Genomic DNA, 23,547 nt, shown 5'->3' on the forward strand with positions numbered 1-23,547 from the left:
ATTTAAACACCTCGAGCAAGCTGGAAAAATTAGTCCTGAAACTCAAATGCCTCCGCTAGCAGCAGCTCTCGTAGGGACTGCCATTGATCTTGCGGTAAAGAAATAGACACTGTTACCTTGCTGGCATAATCCGCCTGGCCGCAACTGCCCTGATGACGGGCCACCAGAAAACGCAAGCGGGATTCCTGGGCAAAATCACAACATACAGAAGCCTGCTGTAACGGCACAAAGCTCTCCAAAGGCATAGCCTGTAAAGCAGCACCCACCGATCCCCGATAGGCACGCATCAGGCCGCCAACCCCTAATTTGGTTCCACCAAAATAGCGGGTCACTATAGCGCCCACATTGCCAACCCCCTGCTTGAGGAGCAGCTCAAGCATTGGGCGCCCTGCACTGCCGCCGGGCTCACCATCATCATCGGCTTGCATCATAGTGGGGTTGGCGGGATTGCCGATAATCAACGCCGTGCAGTGATGACTGGCATCTGGGTACTGCTGGCGAATTTGTTTGAGTTGATGCTGAAAAGCCGTTTTATCCGTTACTGGTCCCAACCAACAGATAAAACGGCTTTTCTTCTCTTCAGTCTCACTGACAACGGGAGATGAGGGAATCTGATAGGTCACCGGCAAATGCGTCCCAGTGCTGGCTTTTTAGTTTTTCGTAAAGTGGCTGAAGTTTAGTTTGCCACACCTTATCGTCCACGATGCCAACGTGTTTACAACGGATAGTGCCCTCGGCATCCACCAGGAAGGTTTCTGGAGCACCAAAGACTCCCAGGTCCAGGGCCAGGCGCCCGTCCCTGTCGGCAACGCTAAAGAGATAGGGATTGTGAAATTTATCCAGCCATTTTATGGCCGCTGAATCATCATCCTTGAGGTTAACACCAATAATAGGTACGCCCTGCTCTGCAAGGGCGTTGAGGTAGGGGTGCTCAACACGGCAGGCCACACACCAGGTGGCCCAAACATTGAGAAGGTGCGGCCCCTTGGGCAGGTCGCCTTTTTGCATGACTTGCTTGTTATCAGCAACCTTTTCCAGGGAAAACTCTGGCACTGGCTTATTCAGCAGCGCCGAAGGCATTTCCTGGGGATTCAAAAACAAACCACGCCAAAACAAAAGCGCCAGGGCCACAAAAATTATCAGGGGTAAAAAGAGTTTTAATCTCGACATTTAATTCTTCCCGAAACTTAGGCCGCCGCCAAATTACCGCTGAGAGATGCCTCGCGCGCCGCCTTAGCTTTGCGGTAACGCTTATCCGCCACGGCAATGCCACCACCAATAGCCATTAGCAAGGCACCCAACCAAATCCACACCACAAAGGCCTTGTACTGCAGGCGCACGGCCCAATCCCCACTGGGATTACTGCGGTCCAATGGCTCGCCGAGGGCAACGTAAATATCACGGAATAAGCCAGTATCAATTGCCGCTTCGGTCATCGTGTTGCCGCCAGAGAAATAATTGCGCTTCTGCGGATACAACTCTGCAACCGGTTTGCCATTCTTGCTAACGTGGATCACGCCCTCGAAAGCACGGTAATTTGGGCCTTGTGCCAGGCGTACTCCACCGAAATCAAAGTCGTAGCCAGCCACCTGATGGCTATCGCCAGCACCCATACGCAAATCTTCTTCCACGCTGTATACGGTCGTTAACACTACCCCCAGCACTGCCACCGCCAAGCCTACATGGGCAAGATGCATCCCGTAGTAACTGGCGCGCTGACGCTTAAGGCCGGCGACAAAAGATTTGGCATTGCGGGTTTTGGAAACGATATCTGCAAGACTCGCGCAAAATACCCAGGCACCAATAAAGAGGCCGAGTACCGCACCCCAGTGGTAATGGTCAAAGGCCAGAGGCCAAACCAGAGCCACCACCAGGGCTGCCAGGAATGGCAGGCGCCAGGCGCTGAGAAGCTTGTCCCAGCGGCTGTCTTTCCAGTTCGCACGCACCCCCATCCCCAGCAGCAGGCAAAGCACCACCATCAGGGGCACAAAGAACAGGTTGAAGAAGGGAGGACCAACACTGATTTTGCCCAGGCTCAAGGCATCTGCCACCAGCGGATATAAAGTGCCAGTCAGCACCATCGCCATAATCAAGATCAGCAGGATATTGTTACCGAGCAGGAAGGTCTCCAATGAGCGGAAGGAAAATACACTGCGAGCACTCACTGCTGGCGCGCGCAGCGCAAACAACAGCAGTGAGATCCCCACAACCACCGCCAGGAATCCGAGGATAAAGCTACCGCGCAACGGGTCAGTGGCGAAAGCATGCACAGAAGTAATCACCCCGGAGCGCACCAGGAAGGTACCCAGCAAGCTTAAACTGAATGCAAAAATTGCCAGCAGAATAGTCCAGCTTTTAAACAAGCCGCGCTTTTCCGTGACTGCCAATGAGTGCATTAGTGCGGTGCCCACCAACCAGGGCATCAGCGAGGCATTCTCCACGGGGTCCCAGAACCACCAACCGCCCCAGCCCAATTCATAATAGGCCCACCAGCTACCCAGAGCGATTCCAAGGGTGAGGAAAGCCCAGGCGACTACCGTCCAGGGTCTGGCCCAACGAGCCCAAACCGCATCCAAATGCCCGCCCAAGAGCGCAGCAATGGCGAAAGCGAAGGCGACAGAGAATCCCACGTAGCCCATATACAATAGAGGCGGATGGAAAATCATCCCTGGATCCTGCAGCAGCGGATTCAGGTCGGAACCCTCCATCGGCGGGAATGGCAAAGTGCGATCGAAGGGATTAGACGTCAATATAATAAAGAGGAAAAAGCCGATCAGTACCATACCCAGCACTGAAAGCACTCGCGCTAACAGCTCCGGCGGCAACTGGCGGCCAAATAGCGCCACAGCCGCAGCCCAACCTGCCTGGATCAACAGCCACAGCAGAATAGAGCCCTCGTGACCACCCCACACCGCGGTGACCTTATAGTAAATCGGGAGAATACTGTTGGAGTTCTGCGCTACATAGTTAACGGTGAAGTCACTCTGGATAAAAGCGACCGTCAGGCAGACATAAGCGATAAAAACAAACGCAAAGACGCCCAAGGCTAGTGGCCTGGCGGCCTCCATCCACAGGGGACGTGCACTATAACTGCCAGCTATTGGCAATATCGAAAGCGCAAGAGACAGCAGCAAGCCGACTACTAGCGCAAAATGGCCCAGTTCAGGGATCATATCTTCGCTCCATCGGTGCAGCCTTCGTGGGAAACCATACTTTCCGCAACTTCAGGAGGCGTGTAGTTTTCATCGTGCTTGGCTAGTACCTGATCGGCACGCAAGACGCCACTGGGCATCAGCTGCCCGCTAATCACTGCAGCTTCACCTTCTGCAAATAGGTCCGGCAGAATCTTATCGAACACGACCGCCAATTCCGCCTCACCATCGGTAATAACAAACTGAACATCCAGGCTGTCTTCCGCGCGCTGAACACTGCCCGGTACGACACAACCACCGGCGCGAATGCGCTTCTCAAAAGGCACCTCACCTGCGGCAAATGCGCTAGGAGCATAGAAATAATCCATATTTTCTCGCATCGCATAGGTGACAAAACCTACGGCGGCACTGGAAAGCGCGACCAGAACAAGTACCAGGATCAGACGTTGCTTGCGTACGGGATGCATTGTTTAGGTGAACTCCATAAGTTTTTGATCTTATCTGCCCGGCCGCAGTAGCCACCGGGCGAAAAACCCTATCGATTACCAGCTAGGCTGGCTCTTCCATATCTGCCTGCTGCGCCTTAGCCTTGCGCCGGCGCTGCGCAATGCGCTGCTGCTCAAGCAACTCCCGCTGTAAACGCCGCCGCGCCAACTGCGGATAGAGGGCTAAGGCTGCGAGGGCCGCAAAAGTAACAGCAAAAGAAATCCACACATAAATGCCGTGGCCATCCATCGCCAGAAAGTCTGCAAAATTGGCAAATTGAAACTGCACTTTACTTCTCCCCAGCTAATTCCTGCTGTACCCATTGGGTTTTCATCTCACGGCGTAGTATCAACGCGCGAGTATGCATAAGCAGGGTCCAGGCATAGGTACAATAGAAACCGATAATCATTACCAGCAGCGGGTAAAACATACTGGGATCGATACTGCTGGATTCTGTCAGGCGAATAGTTGCCGGCTGATGAAGGGTGAACCACCAGTCTACCGACTTGTAAATAATTGGGATATTCACCGTCCCGACCAGGGCTAATAGCGCACTGGCCTTGTCCGCCACCTGCTCGCGACTAACCGCTTGGGACAGCGCCATCACACCGATATAAAGAAACAGCAGGATCAACATCGAGGTAATCCTGGCATCCCAAACCCAGTAGGTGCCCCAGGTGGGCTTTCCCCAGACCGCGCCAGTAAAAAGGGATATAAAGGTGAGTACCGCGCCAATTGGAGCCGCTGCGCGCATCACCGCAAAGGAGAGTTTCATCTTCCAGATAAGGCCTATGGCGCCGCTGATCGCCATAATGTAATAGCCCGCCAGGGCCAGGAAGGCCGCCGGCACATGGATAAAGATAATACGGTAGCTATTGCCCTGCTTGGCATCCTCTGGGGCAAACCCCAGGCCCCATACCGAACCCGTCACCAACAAAACAACGCTGGCCAGTGCCAGCCAGGGCAACCACCCAGTGGTTTTTTGATAGAACCAACGCGGTGAACCCAAACGGTGAAACCATTGCCAAGCCAAGAAGACCTCCGAATCAATTATCCAGGCTGATACGTATTGCTCCCGCTGCCGCCAGTGGTGCCAGGGCTGCGGCAGCAGCCAACAGTGCGGCCAGAATCGCCAGCTGCGCGCTGTAGGCATAGCCATCTATTGCCGCCTGCACCGCGCCGGTGCCGAAGATTAGCACGGGCACATAGAGTGGCATAACAATTAACGCCAGCAACAACCCGGGGCGGCGCAGAGCCACAGTGAGCGCTGCACCTATGGCGCCGATCAGGCTAAGGCTCGCGGTCCCCAGAAACAGCGACACGAACAAACACAAATACCCTTCAGAGGGCAGATTCAACATTAACGCCAGGAGCGGAGATAAAAGTGCCAGTGGCAGGCCCGTTGCGACCCAATGCACCAGGGATTTAGCCAATACGGCAAAATACAGGGGCTGGGGCAACAGAGCTAACTGCTCCAAAGTGCCATCTTCAAAGTCTCCACGGAACAAACTCTCTTGAGAGAGCATGGTGGCAAGTAGCGCCATCACCCAAATCATTCCCGGCGCCATTTTCGCCAACAGTTCGGGCTCTGGTCCCACTCCCAATGGTAAGAGGGCGAGAACCGTTACAAAAAATAATAGTGGGTTGGCAATATCTGCTCGCTTGCGCAATGCCAGGAGCATTTCAATTTTAAAGAGCGCCACAAAACCTGGGGTAGCGCGTACTCCAACAGACTGTAATTGGACATCAGTTAAAGACATGCTCTCCCCCCAAATCGTTAAAAGATTCCTCAACTGCATAGTCAGACAAATCGACAAAGTCCAAGCCAGGCAGGTTGAGAGGCTGGTGGGAGGTCAGAAGGAGAGAGCCGCCACATGCAAGATGGTCAGCCATTTGTTTTTCCAATGCCGCAACACCGGTGATATCTAGAGCAGTCAGGGGCTCATCGAGAATCCACAGGCAGGGCGACAGGGGAAGAAAAAGTCGCGCCAGAGCCACTCGGCGGTTCTGGCCCGCCGATAAGCTGCTGCAAAGAGCACCCTCAAAGCCGAATAGATCAACCCTGTCCAGAGCCTCCATCGCCGAGGTCTCTGTAGCCCCATACCAAGTAAGATTCTCCAGAGGAGTAAGCCCCCCCCGAACCCCACCGCGGTGGCCGATATACAAAAGGGACTCACGCATAGCACGCAGTCCCTTGGGAAAGGGGCTATTGCGCCATAGAATCTTCCCATTGAAATCACTGGTGCTACCGATCAAGGTACGTAACAGTGTGGTCTTACCGGCACCATTACCTCCCTTGATCTGGATTGCCCCGCCGGCATCCAGGGAGAAATCAAGACCCTCAAACAAGCGTCGGCCATCTCGCTCACAGGCGAGATCGCGCACTTGCAATACAGCTGGGGACTTGGGAGTCACAGACATTGCTTGGATAAAACCGCTCTGACGAAAATCTGAACGGCATTATACCGGCACTTGTGCTAATTGCATGATATTCAACACCCCTGACCTCATTAACTTGATCTCAAACAAGAATCTTTAGGAATTCAGCGGGTTTTTATACGCCAGTATTGGCCCCGCACCCAAGCTCTGATATTTTCCTGAGGGTTGTGAGTTGGTACCCAGTACCACCCCTCATAGGGATTCGAGGGAGACTCAGCAGTCAACATCAACAGAAACTTTTGATGTAACCCGGTGCTGAATAGAGGCACCGGACCAGCCTGTAAGGACGCACAATAATGACTAGCCTTGCTGTGGATACCCGTCGCTGGCTCGATACCAGCGCCATAAGCGGTGACGATATCCTTCTCAATCGCCAACCCTTCCCATTTTTTGTTGCCCGTGATGTTTTAACCAAGGAGATGATGCCCTCCTTCCTGAAGGACTTTCCACACCTTAAGGGGGCCGGTTACCTCCCCTACGAGAAGCATGAATGTGGAGATTCCATCAATACCCTGATTGAGGAATTTACCCATCCAGAATTCGCCGATACGATCGGGAATAATCTAGGAATAGAAAAACTCTCCCAGTATCCAACCTATGTATCTATCAGCCGCACCCTGAAAAAGCGTCACGGCAGAATTCACACCGATGGCAAATCGAAAATTGCCACGGCCTTACTCTACCTCAATCCTGAGTGGACACTGGATGGCAACGGCTGCTTGCGCTTTCTAAAGCGCATTGACGACTTCGAAGATACCGTCGCCCCAGAAGTTCCCCCTTCTTACGGAACACTTGCTGCTTTTAAGCGCGCCGAGAATTCCTTCCATGGCCACCTCCCCTTTGAGGGACAGCGCCTGGTTATTCAAGTTGCCTGGCTGGTAAGCGCTGCCGATAAAGAACGCAAGGCCAAGCGAGGAAAGTTTTCTTACAAACTCAAGCAGTTGATGGGCTGGTTTGGCGGCAAGAAAAAAGAAGACAAGGAAGATACGGTTACACAAATGTAAATTGTTCTGGCCATTCATGTTTCACAGAGGGTTCTGGCCTATGGCCGGCACCCTCTTCCTACCCAACTCAAAAATTAATTCCCATTTTAAAAATCAACACCAGAGATGGTTGAGAAATACCAAAAACCCTCAGCGTAAGGCTCAATGACAGGTTGTTGGCCGCTTGATTTTTATCAATTGAAATAGACGAAAGAAGATAGGCGAGATACTTATAACGCGGATCCAGCTGGCTTCGATTAGCTGGTACTAATGCAAACCAAGCATTAACAAGAAAGTGTGCAAAGGCGAAAAATTTAATTGTGCGGTGAACCCTGTTAACGCTCTTATATCACCTACATCAACCCGGCAGACACCGCACTATCCTAAGACTATTGGTTAATTGTTTTTTAACTAGGCATCAAAGTCGTAATCCATTAATTCCCGACTTAAGCGTCTTTCCTCCAGTTTATCCTCAACCATGCGACGAGCATCCCGTGGCGGCTGAGATGTAGCTTGCCTTAGTACTTCATTTGCAATTTGTGGAATATCCACATCATCAAAAACCATGTGCTTTTCGTTTACGTTAACACCCATACGAAACTCCATAATCTTGATCCGTGAAAGCAGAAACGTCCTTATCGCACTTTACGGTGCATTGGCAGATTAGCGATGCCAAACAATCCTGGTCAAGCAGAAATTTACAAGACAACTATGACAGGTTTACTGCAGAATCTTTTAAAATTCCGTCATGCAAAATCATCCGCGAATTAACCCATTAAATGTTACAAAGCTAACAAGATAAGTTGAGAAAATTACCAAGAATTGCCGAAAGTGAAAGAGAAGAGAAACTGCGGGAAGTGCAGTAACCCTGTCACCGTCATGTTACTTCAAGTGACAAGGTTCAAATTTTTAGCGGCTTCTGGAAAAGTAAGGGGACATTCTCAGATAGACAGAGAAGATAAACACGACATGACATTTGTTCTCGTAACAGATAGAATGGCCGCCCTTCGCAACCAACTGCGATCTGCCCCCGTCGGTTAACAGGATAAACCACGGACCTCCTAAGTCCGGACTGGTGGTTCGAGTCCACCCGGGGGCGCCATTAATCACTCCCCCGCAACGCATCAGTTTTACTTCAGCACCTCTGTCAGCTTATGAAACCAGTGCTTTAGCTGAATGCATAAAAAGCGCCAGAAAAAGCCCCGCCAGAAGAAGACCACCCCAAAACATCCTAGCAGAGCGGTTTATATTCCTGCCTCGCTTCGCCTCTTCCCTCGCCGTCTTCGTCATAACTCAACTCCCTTTGTTACGCACTATCGGGCAACAATAGCAGCTCCTCCTTAAAACAGCACGCTTAGAGGCCTCCCCAAGCCCCTCTCCCAAACAAGCAGAGCCCGGGCTGAGCCGGGCTTGTATCACCTTAGTTAGCTGATAGGCGCTACTGTTTCTGCTTTTGCTTCTGCATATTATTGTTGCCGCTGCCATCATTAGTGCCATTGGGGGTTGTGCCTGGATTCGTAGTGCCATTCGGGCTGGTACCTGTATTATTGGTACCGCTACCACCCTGCATATTCATCATCTTATTATCAGACTTGTCCTTGCCGTGATGACGCCCCATTTTGTGCCATTCATCCTTAAACTTGGCCCAAAAAGACTCCTTCGGCGCTTTGGTACAAGCCGTAATAATCATCGGTGTCACCTTTTCAGTGCCATCGATATCCAACATGTCACCCTCTTCCTTACCACGCTTTGAGTAAGCTGAAGCCCAATACACCGCCTTTGGCTTAAATTCATCGTCAATAGCCAGGAAGTCGGCACAGGTCCAGTCCTTTGCTGGCTTCTTGGGGTGTTTGTCTGCCAGGGCAGCAGAAGCAGCAAGACTGGCAATTACCAAGGGAAGGATGTAATGCGTGCTTTTCACAATAAAATCTCCAAGGTTTTCAGGGGCATTACCCCGTGAATTGACAGCAGGTAATATGCAATCCGCTCGCTTCCCAGGAGCAGACCAAGCCGACACCGGCTGGTCACTTTGGGCTGTGCGCAATATAGCGAGTTACTACCTTACAGGCCTCACTCCAGCTCCATGACAGCGGAAACACTAGCCAAGGCACCTCGTGAAAGATTACCTGACCCAATGAAAGGATAGACGCTTTTTTCATTTTTTGGCGTGCCATTCAAAAAACCGTCGGAAAATTCTCTTGATCTCTCAGCTACCTATTAACTATCTCTGCTCCCTCCCAATCATTTCCCTCTTGCTCTTTCCCAAGTAGGGAAATTCCAATCCAGATAAACCAGATGATCTGACTTACGCCAAATATTTCCTTAAAAATTTCCTCTGGATAAATAGTGGCAACACCTGCAGTACCAACGAGCAGGCCAACTAGATTCAGGTATCTTGAAAACACTCCCGCTCGCAAAGCGACTGAACTTATTATGAGTACCCAGAGGCCACCCACCAACTCATTGCCACCCCCCAGGCTTTCAACCATCAGGTAAATCACACCCCAAGCTTCAAAGGCCTTATCCGGGCTGAGCTCCATCAATCCAATGGCATAGGCAAGCCCAATATTGGCAATCATACCGCTAGCAATCACCAATCCCACCCAGATTGCCCCAAACAACGACGCCAAAATGGTGGGTCCAGCATTTTTATTTTTTAACTCTTCATATAAACCTACTACCAAACACCCCAACAAAACAGCAAAGACTAAATATATCAATGTGTATACAATATTAAAAAGTAATTGGCTTTCCTCCAAAAACCTCATCTTTTCAGCAGGGCTTCCGGCGGACGGGAAAGCCCAAAATAAACCAAAAAATATAAAAGCAGCGATATAGATTAGCCCCATACCTATGGCCGAAACTCCTGCAATTCTATTCATGCCCCCTCCTCTAACTAAAAAAACTGATTTAAGGAATTACTTTACCAATTTATGATCCCTAACGGACCAAGAATATCTTCAATTATGCAGCCTTCAATAACCACTACCACAATCCCCAACGCACTAGAAGTTCAAGTAATCGCAGAACCTAGCCTTTTAGCCAAAGGTAGAAGGTGTCCCTTATCACTAGGCTGACATTAATGTCAGAATTCTTGGAGAACCACAAAGGGGCTTTTATTGATAGACGTAATACCACTCGGATACAGCAACCAGCTACTAGCAAAAAAATAGCCAACCGAGAGAGTAAATGGGATATTGGAAATTTAAAAATAAGAGAGGGGTTCTATAGCAAAACAAGCAACCTTGAAGCAATATAATTTGATTACAAATTATCACACGCAACATAAGAAATTATTTCATAGCAAGCCAGCAAAAAGTGGCTTGCTATGAAGGGTACCTCTCAATTTTTACTGAGCGAGCCTGTACTTTCTAGCAATAGCCCTGAACTGCTGCATATAAATGGTTCGAGCGGGCTGATAAGGAGGTAACCACTCATCAGGCCCTCGGCCATTCCGGATCAGGCCATGCCCTTTGCCAACCAACCAGGTGTTGGCCGGGTCTTCAGCAAAGACCCTACGTTGATTACTACTCCAGCCCCTACCGCCATGACGAAGAGCCCACGACTCAGGAACAACTGGCTCAACATCCAGATCGGAAGCCTGTTGGATAAACTTGCCGCTATAGGGATCCATCCACAAACCAGAGACCACCTTGCAGCCATCTCCTCCGCCCAGCCTGACTGGAGCCAGGGAAAGGCGGACTAACAACTTATGCCGATTGCTTTCACAATCCTCTGAGGCCTCCCCTTCTTTAGGCCCCACCAAATCGGATGGCGATTGCAATGTACCCTCATTGCAACCAACAATTACAAATATCAATACCATGCATACAAGACGTAAAAACATCAAAAAAAACCCGAAAAAGCAACAACACTTCTAAACGTTTATTCTAATATGTATACAAGCTTCTGATAAGCCAACCCTCCAACAAAACCTAAAGTTGCAGTTAAAATATTCCACCACCCTCCATTACCCCACCCAAAACACCCTTGATGTAGTTAATCCTTCCACCAAACTTAATTACCTCAACTTCCCTCTCAGATAAGTCATTCCTTAACCATATCGTTTTATTCCGGCTAAGGTTCTTAAGCTCCAAATACGTATTGTCACCAGTGAGGCTCGCAAGATCAAAAAACTGAAGCCTATCCCCCTCACCAAAAAACTGATAATCACTCTCATTCCCCATGGTCAATATCAATACTCCGTGATCAATAAGGTTTTTCCTATAGGGCAAAGTAACACTTTTAGCGATAACGCAACGAACACCTAAATAGCGCAAAGTAATTGCCGCATGTTCTCGTCCAGATCCATACCCCAAATTGTGCCCCGCTACAAGAAATAGATCCTCTTCAATTTCTCTCGCTCGCTCATAAAAGGAATTATCAATTCTGGAAAAGGTATGGCGACTCAATTCTGGGATATTTGACCACATTGGCAATACCTCAGCACCAGCGGGAATAATGTCATCCGTAGTGACATTGTCCTCTACTTTCAAAATAACCGGCCCATCAATCACGCTAAGCATCTTCTCCATAACTGGCAGCTTTTTAATGTTGGGCCCTTTTTTTAACTCCACTTTTACAGGAATTTCTTGCGGGGCCCCCATCAGCGGCCGCATATCCAATAATATTTCCGGCTCTTCATAAACGGGATATTCCATATCCATTTCTCTTGGGTCTGTAATTTTCCCAGTGAGCGCACTTACAGTAGCGGTTTCTGGGCTGCACAAATAAACCTGGTCCTCTTTGGTTCCTGAGCGGCCAGGGAAGTTGCGCGGTACCGTTCTGAGGCTATTATGACCACTCGCCGGGGCCTGCCCCATCCCAATACAACCACCACAACCGGTATCATGTAAGCTAGCACCCGCCCCAATTAACCTCTCGAGATCACCGCTCTGGATCAGACCATGTAACACTTGGCGCGAGGAGGGGTTTATATCGAAAGACATATTATCTGGCACATGACGACCACTCACTATTAATGCCGGTATAGAGAAGTCACGTAATCCCGGGTTTGCAGAAGACCCAATATAGCTCTGGGAGACTGGTCTGCCGCTAACTTCTTTAACTTTCACCACCTTATCTGGTCGCGAAGGGCAAGCAATCATTGGCTCAAGCTCGGACAGATCAATAAAGGCCTCTTCATCATAAGTAGCACCTTCATCAGCGCTCAGCTCCGTAAAATCTTCCTCTCTAGACTGCTGGCGAAGAAAAAACCTAACCTGATCATCAGCCGGGAAAACACTGGTTATAGCCCCCATCTCATGCCCCATATTGGCAATTACATGCCGATCCATAGCAGTTAGGTTTTTTAATCCGGGTCCGTGATATTCAACAATCTTATTCCAACAGCCACTTACGGTGTATCTACGTAAAAGCTCCAAGATAATATCTTTTGCACTTACCCATGACTGCAGATTACCCTCCAAATACACCCCTAAAACTTTCGGCATGACCAAGGTGAGTGGACACCCTATCATCGCCAAAGCAATCTCAATTCCCCCTGCGCCCATTGCCAGCATGGAAAGTGAACCTGCAGCACAGGTATGACTATCAGCTCCAAGCATTGTTTTGCCAGGAATTCCAAAACAAGACATATGTACAGGGTGACTAATTCCGTTTCCGGGGCGCGAATACCAAAGTCCAAATTTTCGACAGGCGCTCTCCAGGAAAACATGATCATCCCCATTTCTGTGATCTGCCTTCAGAAGGTTATGATCTACATACTGCGCACAAAGCTCAGCTTTTACAGATCTAGCCCCCAGAGCCTCAAGCTCTAGCATGACCAATGTACCCGTGGCATCCTCACTGAGAACCTGATCAATTTTGAGTTGCAAAACCTCCCCCGGAACCATTTGTCCACTAATCAAATGACTCTCAATCAACTTTTCAGCAAGATTTAACCTGCTCAAACCACCACCCGCTTTCGAGAAGACTAATTGGAAATAATAAAAGTACTCTAATTAGATATTAATCTGCTTGAATAGAAATCAGCAGTTTTGGAGAAAACCAAGTAAAAGGCGAACCTCTAATGATGTTTAAAAGATAAGCCCTGTGAAATTTTTTAAATTAAAATTACAAATATAACAACCCATTCAGCAACTATTATCTAGAATCAGAACCCAATAAATGGGCATTACAAGCACAAACTAATTTACAGCTTCACCCAATCAAAATAATCAGTATTCATCAACGAAATCAGAAATAGAAAACCATTGCAATACCGTCCTTAAATATTTATAACCATAAACTTATAAAAAAAGTCTCTACAAACCTCCACTTCCTAACTTAAGAAAAAAGATCATTATTCTATTTAACCTTAAGAAGAAGGCTTATAAAGAACCAAACCCCAAGAAGAACAAGCGTTCAACTGCTGACCAACAATCAGTTTGAAAGAGCCTGAAAATCAATGTTATAAAAAAAATTTTAGATAGGCTGACCAGCCAGTCAGCAAAGGGCAAAAAGAAAGAAGCCAACACAATCTCGGCATCCAAATCAATAGCCAAGTGCAACCCCTACATCCTCATCGAACATACAACCACTATTGTATACTTAGTCATACACAAGACATTCCTCTAACAGAAGTAGATTTCCGTTTATCCAGCCACTTAATGGTATCTGGATACACTTCTGCTACTATTGGCTGGAATAGTACAAAACTATCATTTGAGATCATAAGAAACTTCTTTACCCTAGATTTCCACACACATTTAACCAGTGTCTCAATTTTTAACTTAACGAGGATTTTTATATTGAAATATTTGCAGCTTACTAGCTTTACTCTGAAGCTACTTTTAATGGGATGTTCTTCAGAAAATTCTGGAGATCCTAGCCCTGGTGTAGGCTCAGATAAGGATAAACATGGATGTATAGCTTCAGCTGGCTACCTTTGGTGCGCAAAAACAAACGCGTGTGAACGCCCATGGGAGCTGGCAGAGAAGGCTGGTTTTCCAAACACCTCAGATGATTTTGAAGAGTATTGTGGTAAGTAAGAGTGACAGTAAAATATTCGCTGACCCTCAATGCCACGCCAAGACTTATTTCTTTAACCCCTCAAGCTACCAACCAAGACAAATACCTCTGCTGATGTAAGCAGGTGAGGTAACAAACCTGCTGTAGCCTCAAACATCTATTGGGAGTTTCACACTCACAGGGAATCGGCTTGTACTATTTACCAGCCTGCTCATTCTGGAACTGAGCCACCCAATGAATGATTGTGAGGCCAGACTAAACAAGCTACAGCGTCTGGAGGGTAGCACTCTGTATATTCCTGAATGATAGAATTGCTGTTGTACTGCATGTTCTTTACGGTCTCATAGCTATAATTCGAAAGAGGCTCTCCGCTAGTTGGCATCAGCTAAATTCTTACCCTTTTTTTGACTCAAAAAGTTCGGGATGCTTATTCTTCCAATTGTTGATTGTTTGCTGTGTTGCCTCAAAGAATTCGCCCAGCTCTTTGTCAGCCAGAACCAATTCAATGAGCTTTGTGGCCTGCTCAATCAACCGCTCCAACTTGCTATCAATGCGCTGGAGCCTGGTTTGAATGTCGCCCTTAAACTCAACCATGTGTTTTTGCCCCAGAACGTGCATAGCTGATTCATGCTGAATTGCCTGGGTGTTGGCGGTTATCCCTTTCTCAACATCAGAACCCTACATGAAAAAACCAGCCACCAATAAGATAATGCTGGCAATTTGGGTAATAATTATGCTTTTGCTAAGATGCCAACATTCTGCTGCTTGGGTCATAGGATTTACCAAGCAGAATTAATTTTCTACGAAATTTGATTGATAGAAGGTTTGCTTTGAGGGCAAAAGGGACTTTGATTATAGCCCTTTAAGTGCCCATATTTCGACATCCCTCGCTTTAAAAAAAGGTCCAAAATCTAAAAATTTATGTCCAAAACTTAAAACCAGCCAAGCGATATCCAAGTAGATTGTTCATGTTAGAGCAAGGTTATTTAGTTAGTATAAAAGTCTACTCATGCCACCTAGTGGTGCTTTTACAAGGAGAGTCACTATGCCATTCGCTGAACCATGGAGAAGATACTGTTCTGGAGACTTTTTTTATGGGTTTTCGGGAAGTAGAGCGAGGCTAATTCAACAGCTAACGCAAAGAACCATGCAGGATTTTGCCAGCAAAAACACGGTCGCATGGCTTGATCAATTACTAACCGGCACTGCTGTACACGATTGTCATTACTTAAATGAAGACTTTAATAATTTCTGTCGTAGTAAAGAGAAATATAAATGTGTTGTCTCAGATGATTCCAGTATAGAGCCACCCCAAACAGGGGAGGAATCTGAAGACAACAAAAGGTTCAGGAGAAAGAGTAAAGCTGGAATCGAGTTCTTAGTAAAACACCATCACTTCATACATTTTGCAATAGACTATGATATGGATTGGAATGCCGTAATTACCAAACCAGGACAAGGTGAAGGTTTGGTAGAAGCAAAATTTCCATTTGAAAGAAAAACAATGTATCAGTATGACTTCGGGAATGGTTTAAAAAACCGTGTAATTACATATGCAGAAATTAGATTTATCTATAGAAACAGGAATGACGCAGATTTCATGAAACGAATACAGTTTTGGTATCAAGATGCCGCTAACTCTGATAGCGCGTTCAGTCCTGAAGCCCCTCCTTGGGAAAGATACCCTGAAATCTGGGAAAACTATAAACCAAAAAGTGAAGCTTGATTAACTGATAACCCTTAAAAATCACTATTTATAGTTTGTCCGTCTGAGTACCATGCGTTTTATCATATGAACGCATGGCGCCCATTCCGAGCATGGCCGCTATCATCGAGAACAGCGCACCAGTTTCTAGCACTAGCGGTGGAGTCACCCCTGTAAGTATTGAACCCTTAGCACTGTAGAGGGCCCAGACCCAACACAGCAATGGATATAAAACAAACTGATAAGCGAAGGCCAAGCCCCCAACCCATCCAATCCAGGGACGCCAGCCAGCGACAAATATGCTTTTATGCCGGGCTTCGGCTTTGTTGACCTCCAGCTGTCCGAGAAGCAATTGAATTTGAGTATTTAGCTCTACCAAGCTGCCCCTTTGCTTGAGTTCCTTCAGCTTCTGTACTTCCCCAGCACATTTAACCGGGTCAGGCTAACTGCGCTCAATAGCCATTGCGCCTGCATCAAAAATTGCTGTTAGTGGATCGTAACTCCACTCTGTAAGGCTGGTGCGCTCGCCTGGCATAGATTCAAGGTCATCCAGGTGAAGGTATCGCCCTTTGAATACCCCCTTCTACTTTAACCCTATACCTGTGAAGTCTTCCTGTTGGGCTATTTGGATTAACCAGCAGGCTCTTCCTAAAGCCACCTGCACATCGACAGCCTGCCCGGCAGCATGAGTCATGGTGGCATTAACACGGGCGTTGTGTGCGGGGCAGCAGCAACCGGAATTAATGACTATTGGCTTGCCATGGCACTCCCTGACTTTAATCAGGCGATTGAGCGTTTCATCTTGAAATGGTTTTTGCCACAACAACAACAGGCGAACTCCGGCTCTGTGAAGTAGTTTTTTGGGGACATTGGCAGCCTCAAATTTTAGGCATAAAAAAACCGGCTGGGGGGCCGGCTTAAGAAAGGATGAACGGTCGCTGCATGAAAACCAGAGCAGCTATGGGTATAGTAACCCCCGCCAACATACACTGTCAATATATACAACTGTATATATACACAGCCACATGCACTGACTTAAGTTTCAACTCGCCAAACTGGAACAAAAAACCCCGCATTCAGGGAATTTCTGGACATTTAGCTAAGGAATTTCGTACTTATCCCAGTATGGGGCTTCTATATAGTTCTGACAAAGGGAGTGAGCGGTAAAAGCCAGTACCCCACCCTCTAAAAACGCCTCCAGCTGGAAACTAAAAGAGTGATTACCAATATCTGAAACAGAAACCTGGATGTCTAGCTCCTGCTCCCAGGTCACGGGGGTCAGAAACTCCAGATTGAATGCTCTCACTGGCGTCATAAAACCCAGCTGTTTCATTTTAGAAATAGCTGGCCCTTCAAGGAGTACTGCCATAGCATCATGAGTTGCCTCCAGAGCAAAGTCGGAATATCTTGGGGTATATACAATACCTGCGGGATCGCAATCGCCGAACAACACCTTGCGTTTAACGGTAATCATTTAACCAGTCCTTTAATTCTTATGCAGCGCAACGATTGTATGGCAAGGCATCGACTCTATTCCCGCCAAATAAGATAACTAAATCCATCAGGCTTTAGGCGGTATTTACTCGATATTTAACCACTAGTTATCGACAAAAGAGTCACTTCCGGTGGAACCAGGAATCGCACGGGAAAAATACTCGTCCCTACTCCTGGGCTTACATACAGATTTTTACCATCTTCATCGATGTGACCAATCGCATATCGCTGCCCGTAATGAGAGGGAACTATCGGGCGCCCAATAAATGGCAGGTAAACCTGTCCTCCGTGGGTATGCCCAGCAATAGTCAGTGAGATATGCTTCGGTAATTCGGGAAATATATCGGGATTGTGCGTGAAAGCCAAAATGCTCTCAGAACTATCAATGCCATCCATCGCTTGTGCAATATCATGCGGCCCCTCCCAAAAATCACTGATCCCCACCAGGCGTAATTTACAAGCGCCACTATTCAGCTTTGCTGATCGGTCTTCGAGTACCGTAATCCCTCGATCAGCGAATGCCTTCTCTACCCGCTTGGCATCAAACCACCAGTCGTGATTTCCCAACACTGCGAAAACGCCCATGGACGCTTTCAACTCCTCCAGTATCTCGGCAACCTCTTCGGGAGAAGCAAAAGAGCCACCTGCAACACCTTGAATAACAAAATCACCTGGTAACAAAATCAAATCAGGCAAACTCGCATTTACTTCATCAACTAACCACCGAAGGCTATCGGTCCCTTTATACGGGGGAAGGTTTCGGGAGCCCACATGTAAATCTGCAAGGATGGCCACCTTCTTGTTATTACAGGCTTCTGGCCAGGAGCCGATCGTTATCGCCTGCTCTCGGATTCTGAAACTATTTGGCTCCGCAAAGAAAGCCCATATAGCGATGATTAGTCCAATAATAAAAAGTATCGCGGAAATGATACGACGTTTTCTCAAGAAATATACTCACTCAATTACCCAAACCTGGAACACTTCAGGCTACAGTACAGTATCAACTATTTAGGGATACTCTGAAAAACCAGCCTTTATGGCTGTAAAACCAGACAATACACTCTCTGAAACGCTATATGGCCCTACTATTTCTCCGTTAACAGATCGTCAATAAAATCATTCATCCGTTTTAGGGCCCATTCGTTCCTGCCGTAATTGATACGCTCCAGCGCACCGTTATTCATGGAGCATTGAACACCCTCTCCTAGCTCAAAGTCCTCATTCAACACCGCTACAGTAATATCATGGTTACGCTGCCAATGATCCCGCATGGTATCCCGCAACTCAGTCGGAACCAGTGTGGTAATAGCGATGGCCGTTTTATCAACGGCCAGGGGCCTGAACTGCACCCAGTCAATATGCTGATGCTGAATCAGCAAGGCCGAGGTAGGAAACAATGAATACAGAGTATGACTGCATTCTCGCAGGGATTGTTGTTCGACAGGTTTCTCCACCACCGTAGCTAAAGCCTTGGTCGGCATTACCACCCGTAGATGAGGCCCCAGGACATCGATGACCGCAGTGTTGTTATAAAAATAAGGGCCAATACTCTCGCGGTGGGCATAGGAAAAATGGTAGGTTTCAATACCGCCTTCTGCCACTATTTTCCAGTTCGTGTTCCAAACCTTGCGATGTTGCGCAAACACAGAGAGCTGATCTAGCTGCAAGGCCGCTAGCGGCTGCGACACACCCTCCAGAGCTTCATCCAAGTCTGGAGCCGAAGCCCCATCAGGGCAAAGCCAAATGAACCCATGCTTTTCTTTAACAGGCAGTTCAAGCAGGCCATTGTCTGACTTATCAAGATCAGGAAAGCACTGCTGCTTACCAGGAACCGAGGCCAACCCGCCATCTGTAGTATATGACCAGGCATGATAGGGACAATTAATGCGTTTTGCCTGCCGGCTTTCTCCCTCCGCTAGTAGTGTGGCACCGCGATGACGACAGCTGTTGTGGAAGGCATGCCATTGGCCTGAAGCATCGCGACTGACAATCAAAGAGCCGAGTGGCGTCTCGACCGCTTTGAGGCTATTCGCTTCAATCAGTTCAGAAGTATGCACCAGAGGCCATGGCCAACGACGGTGAATCTGCGCCATCTCAAGTTCGAACACCTCTTTACTGCGGTATCGCCGTGTATCAGCGCTGGCCGTCTCATCCGCCAGGGTTGTCGTTTTATCTTGTATCAGTCCCCAGCATTGCTGGATAAGATCGAGCTCTGTTTGTCTGTCCATAATCTCCATCCCTTGCGTTATGGCAATCAAAACCTACCAACCGGTAAGTTTATTGACAGGCTACCTACCAATCGGTAAGGTGTCAAGCTGTCAACCCAGCCCATATTGAAGCTCAATGAAGACACGAGAAAAGTTACTGCTCAAGGCCGAAATTCTCTTTTCTGAGAGAGGTTTTTACGGAACCAGCATCAATGATGTCGCCGCAGAACTGACTATGAGCAAACAAGGGCTGCTCCACCACTTCCCCAGCAAAGAAAAACTCTATGCTGCGGTACTTGAATCCGCTGCTACCTATCTGGTTGAGAACCTGGACCCCAATATTGAGCATGAGCTAGCTCCCAGAGAACAGCTGTTGAAATTATTAAACGTACTGGCAGCACCCGACAAAAGAACCCACCGCGTTATTCTTCTTCTGATGCGAGAGCTGTTAGATAATAAAGAGCGCTCTGAACACGCCCATCAGTGGTTTCTAAAACCAGTTCTCGATCATCTAGAAGGACTGGTGAAAGCGGACCAGAAACTGGGACACTTTCAAGATATAAAGCCGCTTGCCTTTATCTACCAATTACTAGGGGCCGTTCAATATTTTTTGATATCTGAACCCACTTTGAAAAAGCTCTACCCTGCAAAAACCTTCAAGATGCTGAAAAAGCAGCACTTGATCGAACTGGAAAGATTGATCACGAGCGCTTACTAATGACGACAAAAGGCTATACTGCCTCTATGTAGGGTAAGGGCAAGAGAAGCAGCAGCCTATGCTAGGCGGTAACGCTGAGCTTCCCTCATTGCGATAACATTCTGAAGCGCTATCAGCATCTGATTGATAAGGGCTTATTTCCATCATCTAGACGTATGCAGAACTTTGCACCTTCTAAACCTGTAGAAATCGATATCATCAAAGAAAAGCTCATCTATTCGCTGGGTAAATTTGTGATTAACTGGAAAGGTCTTATTGCCCTTAACTCCACCTCATGACTAGCTTAATATCACCGTCCTCCCTATAAAAAATCAGGAGCATCTTAGGGAATTTTAATATAAGAGATCTTAGTCATGAATCTCAGTAGATTAGTTTGCCGAAAATTTAACCCTTCAAACCTGGGAATCTGTTTTAGCACAGAATTCGAGATCGCTAAGCACACGCATGACTTCACAGTTGCCTGCAGCTTCCAGGTCGATACATTGATTTCGTAATTACTTCAAACTTTATCGAAGTTGTACCTGCAGACCCATTTGATCCTCAATATGGGGGATATGTTCATCAACCAGCTTATTGATTTCCAGGCGGTTCTCAATTGGCTGCACTTTGAGTTCGAACAGATTTCGAGTATCTTCCTATAGTATGCCCAATGAACGGCAGTGGCGAATGCAGTGTAATTACTCTAAATGAGCTCCAGAATAAAGTTGTAAATTATCTCTGGTCCGCACAGGTTCCGACAACGAGTCCACCTGATCGTAGTAACGCACAGTCTCCACTTCGTAAGCGATCTTACCAGATCGTAGGTGAGAGTTGTATTTAGAGTACTGGGATAGCACCGCTGAATGCCTGGTCATGGAAGGCTTAAAGGGTTGCGCCATCAACAGATAAATATGACTACTCAACAGACGTCCGCCTTCTTGCGGGCAGCATCGCCATATCATGCGGCTGCGGCCATCCCAGCTTTCTCGAGTTGGATATTCCAGGGTAGCAGTGCCTCATAATCCTCAACGGATTGGCAGTGAGGAATCTGCTTAAGCACCTCCACATAATACTTGTATGGGTCAAGGCCGTGGTGTTTAGCAGTGCGAATCAAACTGAAGTGCAGGCACAGTGCTTTTGCGCCATTGACCGAGGATGCAAACAGGAAGTTCTTTCGAGCCATGACAAAGGGTTTGATTTCCTGTTCAGTCAAATTGTTGTCGATTTCTAAGCGACCATCGCTGAGGAATGCACATAGCCCATTCCAATACTTCAGGCAGTAATTCATTGCCTTGCCCAGCGGGGATTTAGGTAGCACCTGCGGATAGTGCTCATCCAGCCAGCACTTAAAGGCAGTCATAATCGGCCTGGACTCCTCTTGTCGCAAATTGTGTCGCTGCTTTATGGTCAGCTGATTCTCTTTGGCTTTCCTCTCAACCCGATAGAGCTTCTTATAAAACTGCATTGCCCGTTTTGCTAGCCCGTCCCCTTGCGCCGCCCTCGCTATGGGTTCAAATTTTCTCCGGGCATGTGCATTGCAGTGATTTGGGTTTACAGCTGTCTGTTCAAATAACAACTCAAAAAATGGATCAGCATCGCAATGTAGCGTGCCTCGAAAGCCGGCAAACCAGTCATTCACAAAATCTTTGTGATCAACGGCATTATATTCATAGAGGATCGCTTCCTTTCCTGGAGGACCACCTCGGAAACAGTAGGCATAAGATTTTCGGCTTGCTGGCCGGCCAGGTTCATTAAGAACCTGCAATGATGTGGCATCCAAAGCTCCAATATCGTAGCCAATGACGCCGTCTTTTAGCAAATTGATCAGTGGTTGTAGAGGCGTAGCACAATCGATAACAGTACGAGCCATGGTTTGACGTGGAAAGCTAAAGCCGGCACGGGTCTCAAACTGTTTTTCCAGGTGATAGAACGGCTGTCGATCATCAAGCTTGCTGGCTATGAGGTGGGCTAGAACGGATTCGGTAAACTTACCCTTGGGTAGGATATGCTTTGGCTTGGGAGCTATAACTATTTGGTCTGCACAGCCCTTGGGGCAGGCAACCTTCTCCCTCAACTCGACAATCACCTCATATACCGGGGGTATGTAGTTCAAGCGCTCATGGCGCTCGTAATCAACCAGATTCTTTTGGCAGCCACATGCACAGGTTTTATCCTGCTCTGAGACAGGAATTACCACCTCTATTCTTGGTAAGTGTTCGGCAAAGGACTTCTTTGTTTTTTTATGACGCTTGTGTGCCGCAATACTAACCACATCGTCCAGGTCTTTGTCGCCATCAGCATCATTTTCCTCTAAGGAACTTTCATCTCGAGCTTCTGAACTTTCGAATAGCAATCCCTGGGGATCATCAGGGTCTTCGTATCGCTCAGAGCGCCGACCAAAGAGAGAACGTTGCAGTTGTTTGAATTGAAACAATAGCTGATTGTAAGCCTTTTCAAACTGCTCGCACCGTTGGAGTGAGAGTTTGAGTTCACATGTAAGCTGTTCAACCTGGCACTGTAACGTATCATCGGTAGCCATTGGGTTTTCCGATGTTAATTTATGTGTGGATTATACCATGGGGTACTATTTTCCAGGCTCTATACGTATCAATAAAAGCGGGAAAAATAGAGTTTTTCTGGTTCTTCTTGCTGAGTAAAATCCAACCCGGAAAGCAGCCACTGTAGCTGTGAAATCGATAACTCTATTGCGTCATTTGAAATGCCAGGAAAGATAAACCTCGACTGTTCATTTCGCTTATACAGGAGCCAGAATCCATTATCTTCCCAGTAGAGCATACGAATTTTATCTGCCTTTTTATTGCGAAAGACAAAGAGATGACTGGATGTCGGATCTTTGTGTAACGTATCAGCCACTAGGAGTACGATGCCATCAATCTGCTTGCGAAAATCGATCGGCTGACGGTAAAACCAGACTTTGCTGTTAAACGGTAGCCACATCGTATTTACAGGTCCATAAGGCAAGGAATTTGTGCCAACAATACCGGGCTATTGATCACCAGCTTTATGCCATTTGGGAACTCCAATATACCTAGGTTTCCCGCAGAGGCTACAGAGGGCTTGATATCCACGGGAACAAAGCCTGGGGTATCAGACACCGAAGTTTGTTCGGATAGCTTGCGGTACCAGTAGAGGAACTGGCTGTAGTTTAGGCTGTGCTTACGAGTATAGGCGCGCTTGGATTGAGAGCTTTTCTCGTAGGCCCTGACATGACTTTGCCACTGCTGCTGATTCATGGGGCTTCCCTCCGAAGTTGATGGAGGGGGGATCATGCCAGTCAGTCAAAGCAAGTTAAATAATGTGGTTCATGTACCGCTTACCAAAGGGAAAGTCAAAGGTTTTCTACTTGCCAATATTGCACCACATTAACTTTTATTGCTTATTAAACTGCCAG

Annotated in this window: 27 protein-coding genes and 1 tRNA gene; 5 read left to right on the top strand and 23 right to left on the bottom strand. The window is 47.5% G+C overall.

The genetic code is table 11. The features are described 5' to 3' along the window. Positions 1-29 precede the first annotated feature (29 nt). The 8 genes from ACJJI0_RS08190 to ccmA form a co-directional block, all read right to left on the bottom strand. Positions 30-623, bottom strand: coding sequence for an IMPACT family protein (locus tag ACJJI0_RS08190; RefSeq protein WP_444885462.1), 594 nt, complete (start codon positions 621-623; stop codon positions 30-32). Further along, positions 586-1,170 carry a DsbE family thiol:disulfide interchange protein gene (locus ACJJI0_RS08195; protein ID WP_444885463.1) on the bottom strand — a complete coding sequence of 195 codons (585 nt, stop codon included), beginning with the start codon at positions 1,168-1,170 and terminating at the stop codon, positions 586-588. Before ACJJI0_RS08195 ends, ACJJI0_RS08190 begins: the two co-directional genes overlap by 38 nt. 17 nt (positions 1,171-1,187) lie before the next feature. Further along, on the bottom strand, positions 1,188-3,173 hold the full coding sequence (locus tag ACJJI0_RS08200) for a heme lyase CcmF/NrfE family subunit (RefSeq protein WP_444885464.1): 1,986 nt from the start codon (positions 3,171-3,173) through the stop codon (positions 1,188-1,190). Next, complete coding sequence (ccmE, locus tag ACJJI0_RS08205) at positions 3,170-3,619, bottom strand: cytochrome c maturation protein CcmE (RefSeq protein ID WP_252085318.1); 450 nt, start codon at positions 3,617-3,619, stop codon at positions 3,170-3,172. The genes ACJJI0_RS08200 and ccmE overlap by 4 nt, the downstream gene beginning before the upstream one ends. An 82-nt stretch (positions 3,620-3,701) precedes the next feature. Then, positions 3,702-3,926 (bottom strand): heme exporter protein CcmD, encoded by a 225-nt coding sequence (gene ccmD / locus ACJJI0_RS08210; protein WP_444885465.1) that lies wholly within the window; start codon positions 3,924-3,926, stop codon positions 3,702-3,704. Between the two features lies 1 nt (position 3,927). After that, positions 3,928-4,671 carry a heme ABC transporter permease gene (locus ACJJI0_RS08215; RefSeq protein WP_444885919.1) on the bottom strand — a complete coding sequence of 248 codons (744 nt, stop codon included), beginning with the start codon at positions 4,669-4,671 and terminating at the stop codon, positions 3,928-3,930. A gap of 13 nt (positions 4,672-4,684) precedes the next feature. Beyond that, positions 4,685-5,398, bottom strand: a complete 714-nt coding sequence (ccmB, locus tag ACJJI0_RS08220) for a heme exporter protein CcmB (protein WP_444885466.1) — start codon at positions 5,396-5,398, stop codon at positions 4,685-4,687. Next, positions 5,385-6,053, bottom strand: coding sequence for a cytochrome c biogenesis heme-transporting ATPase CcmA (gene ccmA / locus ACJJI0_RS08225; RefSeq protein ID WP_444885467.1), 669 nt, complete (start codon positions 6,051-6,053; stop codon positions 5,385-5,387). Before ccmA ends, ccmB begins: the two co-directional genes overlap by 14 nt. Positions 6,054-6,373: 320 nt before the next feature. Between ccmA and ACJJI0_RS08230 the strand changes: the two genes are divergently transcribed. Continuing rightward, positions 6,374-7,081: a 2OG-Fe(II) oxygenase gene (locus ACJJI0_RS08230; RefSeq protein WP_444885468.1), complete on the top strand. Its 708-nt coding sequence runs from the start codon at positions 6,374-6,376 to the stop codon at positions 7,079-7,081. A 390-nt stretch (positions 7,082-7,471) separates the two neighbouring features. Here the strand turns inward: ACJJI0_RS08230 and ACJJI0_RS08235 are convergent, their stop codons facing one another. Beyond that, positions 7,472-7,654, bottom strand: coding sequence for a PA3496 family putative envelope integrity protein (locus ACJJI0_RS08235; RefSeq protein WP_252085312.1), 183 nt, complete (start codon positions 7,652-7,654; stop codon positions 7,472-7,474). Positions 7,655-8,086: 432 nt separating this feature from the next. On the opposite strand from ACJJI0_RS08235, the gene ACJJI0_RS08240 reads away from it, so the two are divergent. After that, positions 8,087-8,162, top strand: a tRNA-Arg gene (locus ACJJI0_RS08240). Positions 8,163-8,498: 336 nt separating this feature from the next. Here ACJJI0_RS08240 and hdeA read toward each other — a convergent pair. The 5 genes from hdeA to ACJJI0_RS08265 all read right to left on the bottom strand — a co-directional run bounded on the left by hdeA (position 8,499) and on the right by ACJJI0_RS08265 (position 13,566). After that, positions 8,499-8,981, bottom strand: a complete 483-nt coding sequence (gene hdeA, locus ACJJI0_RS08245) for an acid-activated periplasmic chaperone HdeA (RefSeq protein ID WP_444885469.1) — start codon at positions 8,979-8,981, stop codon at positions 8,499-8,501. A 289-nt stretch (positions 8,982-9,270) separates the two neighbouring features. Further along, positions 9,271-9,942 (bottom strand): hypothetical protein, encoded by a 672-nt coding sequence (locus ACJJI0_RS08250; RefSeq protein WP_444885470.1) that lies wholly within the window; start codon positions 9,940-9,942, stop codon positions 9,271-9,273. Between the two features lie 467 nt (positions 9,943-10,409). After that, positions 10,410-10,844, bottom strand: coding sequence for an HNH endonuclease (locus tag ACJJI0_RS08255; RefSeq protein ID WP_444885471.1), 435 nt, complete (start codon positions 10,842-10,844; stop codon positions 10,410-10,412). A 163-nt stretch (positions 10,845-11,007) separates the two neighbouring features. Next, complete coding sequence (locus ACJJI0_RS08260; protein ID WP_444885472.1) at positions 11,008-12,972, bottom strand: aconitate hydratase; 1,965 nt, start codon at positions 12,970-12,972, stop codon at positions 11,008-11,010. A 420-nt stretch (positions 12,973-13,392) separates the two neighbouring features. Next, positions 13,393-13,566 (bottom strand): hypothetical protein, encoded by a 174-nt coding sequence (locus ACJJI0_RS08265; RefSeq protein WP_444885473.1) that lies wholly within the window; start codon positions 13,564-13,566, stop codon positions 13,393-13,395. A 246-nt stretch (positions 13,567-13,812) separates the two neighbouring features. On the opposite strand from ACJJI0_RS08265, the gene ACJJI0_RS08270 reads away from it, so the two are divergent. Further along, entirely contained in the window at positions 13,813-14,052 is a 240-nt protein-coding gene (locus ACJJI0_RS08270) for a hypothetical protein (protein WP_444885474.1), read from the top strand. Positions 14,053-14,425: 373 nt separating this feature from the next. On the opposite strand, the gene ACJJI0_RS08275 is transcribed toward ACJJI0_RS08270, so the two are convergent. Further along, positions 14,426-14,650, bottom strand: a complete 225-nt coding sequence (locus ACJJI0_RS08275; protein ID WP_444885475.1) for a hypothetical protein — start codon at positions 14,648-14,650, stop codon at positions 14,426-14,428. 427 nt (positions 14,651-15,077) lie between these two features. Here ACJJI0_RS08275 and ACJJI0_RS08280 point away from each other — a divergent pair, with 427 nt between their 5' ends. Continuing rightward, on the top strand, positions 15,078-15,758 hold the full coding sequence (locus ACJJI0_RS08280) for a hypothetical protein (RefSeq protein ID WP_444885476.1): 681 nt from the start codon (positions 15,078-15,080) through the stop codon (positions 15,756-15,758). A gap of 28 nt (positions 15,759-15,786) precedes the next feature. On the opposite strand, the gene ACJJI0_RS08285 is transcribed toward ACJJI0_RS08280, so the two are convergent. From ACJJI0_RS08285 to ACJJI0_RS08305, 5 genes are all read right to left on the bottom strand, one after another. Further along, entirely contained in the window at positions 15,787-16,143 is a 357-nt protein-coding gene (locus ACJJI0_RS08285; RefSeq protein ID WP_444885920.1) for a 3TM-type holin, read from the bottom strand. A 177-nt stretch (positions 16,144-16,320) separates the two neighbouring features. Next, positions 16,321-16,566: a D-Ala-D-Ala carboxypeptidase family metallohydrolase gene (locus tag ACJJI0_RS08290; RefSeq protein WP_444885477.1), complete on the bottom strand. Its 246-nt coding sequence runs from the start codon at positions 16,564-16,566 to the stop codon at positions 16,321-16,323. Between the two features lie 270 nt (positions 16,567-16,836). Then, positions 16,837-17,211: an acyl-CoA thioesterase gene (locus tag ACJJI0_RS08295; protein WP_444885478.1), complete on the bottom strand. Its 375-nt coding sequence runs from the start codon at positions 17,209-17,211 to the stop codon at positions 16,837-16,839. A gap of 116 nt (positions 17,212-17,327) precedes the next feature. After that, positions 17,328-18,176, bottom strand: coding sequence for a metallophosphoesterase (locus ACJJI0_RS08300; protein WP_444885479.1), 849 nt, complete (start codon positions 18,174-18,176; stop codon positions 17,328-17,330). A 140-nt stretch (positions 18,177-18,316) separates the two neighbouring features. Continuing rightward, positions 18,317-19,459 (bottom strand): aromatic ring-hydroxylating oxygenase subunit alpha, encoded by a 1,143-nt coding sequence (locus ACJJI0_RS08305; RefSeq protein ID WP_444885480.1) that lies wholly within the window; start codon positions 19,457-19,459, stop codon positions 18,317-18,319. A 115-nt stretch (positions 19,460-19,574) separates the two neighbouring features. On the opposite strand from ACJJI0_RS08305, the gene ACJJI0_RS08310 reads away from it, so the two are divergent. Continuing rightward, entirely contained in the window at positions 19,575-20,156 is a 582-nt protein-coding gene (locus tag ACJJI0_RS08310) for a TetR/AcrR family transcriptional regulator (RefSeq protein ID WP_444885481.1), read from the top strand. 937 nt (positions 20,157-21,093) lie between these two features. Here the strand turns inward: ACJJI0_RS08310 and tnpC are convergent. From tnpC to tnpA, 3 genes are all read right to left on the bottom strand, one after another. Continuing rightward, the gene (tnpC, locus tag ACJJI0_RS08315; protein ID WP_444885482.1) at positions 21,094-22,674 is read right to left on the bottom strand and encodes an IS66 family transposase; all 1,581 of its coding nucleotides are present in this window, start codon (positions 22,672-22,674) and stop codon (positions 21,094-21,096) included. A gap of 68 nt (positions 22,675-22,742) precedes the next feature. Beyond that, complete coding sequence (gene tnpB, locus ACJJI0_RS08320; protein ID WP_444885483.1) at positions 22,743-23,093, bottom strand: IS66 family insertion sequence element accessory protein TnpB; 351 nt, start codon at positions 23,091-23,093, stop codon at positions 22,743-22,745. A 5-nt stretch (positions 23,094-23,098) separates the two neighbouring features. Then, positions 23,099-23,389: an IS66 family insertion sequence element accessory protein TnpA gene (gene tnpA / locus ACJJI0_RS08325; protein WP_444885484.1), complete on the bottom strand. Its 291-nt coding sequence runs from the start codon at positions 23,387-23,389 to the stop codon at positions 23,099-23,101. Between the last annotated feature and the right edge of the window lie 158 nt (positions 23,390-23,547).

The sequence above is a fragment of the Microbulbifer mixtoriginis (SeqCode) genome (assembly GCF_052466695.1).

Excerpts from the sequence above, each read along its gene's own strand:
- ACJJI0_RS08295 (WP_444885478.1), bottom strand. The coding sequence starts at position 17,211 with ATGATTACCGTTAAACGCAAGGTGTTGTTCGGCGATTGCGATCCCGCA.
- ccmE (WP_252085318.1), bottom strand. The coding sequence starts at position 3,619 with ATGCATCCCGTACGCAAGCAACGTCTGATCCTGGTACTTGTTCTGGTC.
- ACJJI0_RS08235 (WP_252085312.1), bottom strand. The coding sequence starts at position 7,654 with ATGGGTGTTAACGTAAACGAAAAGCACATGGTTTTTGATGATGTGGAT.
- ccmB (WP_444885466.1), bottom strand. The coding sequence starts at position 5,398 with ATGTCTTTAACTGATGTCCAATTACAGTCTGTTGGAGTACGCGCTACC.
- ACJJI0_RS08230 (WP_444885468.1), top strand. The coding sequence starts at position 6,374 with ATGACTAGCCTTGCTGTGGATACCCGTCGCTGGCTCGATACCAGCGCC.
- tnpC (WP_444885482.1), bottom strand. The coding sequence starts at position 22,674 with ATGGCTACCGATGATACGTTACAGTGCCAGGTTGAACAGCTTACATGT.
- ACJJI0_RS08195 (WP_444885463.1), bottom strand. The coding sequence starts at position 1,170 with ATGTCGAGATTAAAACTCTTTTTACCCCTGATAATTTTTGTGGCCCTG.
- ACJJI0_RS08275 (WP_444885475.1), bottom strand. The coding sequence starts at position 14,650 with ATGCACGTTCTGGGGCAAAAACACATGGTTGAGTTTAAGGGCGACATT.
- ACJJI0_RS08200 (WP_444885464.1), bottom strand. The coding sequence starts at position 3,173 with ATGATCCCTGAACTGGGCCATTTTGCGCTAGTAGTCGGCTTGCTGCTG.
- ACJJI0_RS08310 (WP_444885481.1), top strand. The coding sequence starts at position 19,575 with ATGAAGACACGAGAAAAGTTACTGCTCAAGGCCGAAATTCTCTTTTCT.
- ACJJI0_RS08305 (WP_444885480.1), bottom strand. The coding sequence starts at position 19,459 with ATGGACAGACAAACAGAGCTCGATCTTATCCAGCAATGCTGGGGACTG.
- tnpB (WP_444885483.1), bottom strand. The coding sequence starts at position 23,093 with ATGTGGCTACCGTTTAACAGCAAAGTCTGGTTTTACCGTCAGCCGATC.
- ACJJI0_RS08280 (WP_444885476.1), top strand. The coding sequence starts at position 15,078 with ATGCCATTCGCTGAACCATGGAGAAGATACTGTTCTGGAGACTTTTTT.
- ACJJI0_RS08250 (WP_444885470.1), bottom strand. The coding sequence starts at position 9,942 with ATGAATAGAATTGCAGGAGTTTCGGCCATAGGTATGGGGCTAATCTAT.
- tnpA (WP_444885484.1), bottom strand. The coding sequence starts at position 23,389 with ATGAATCAGCAGCAGTGGCAAAGTCATGTCAGGGCCTACGAGAAAAGC.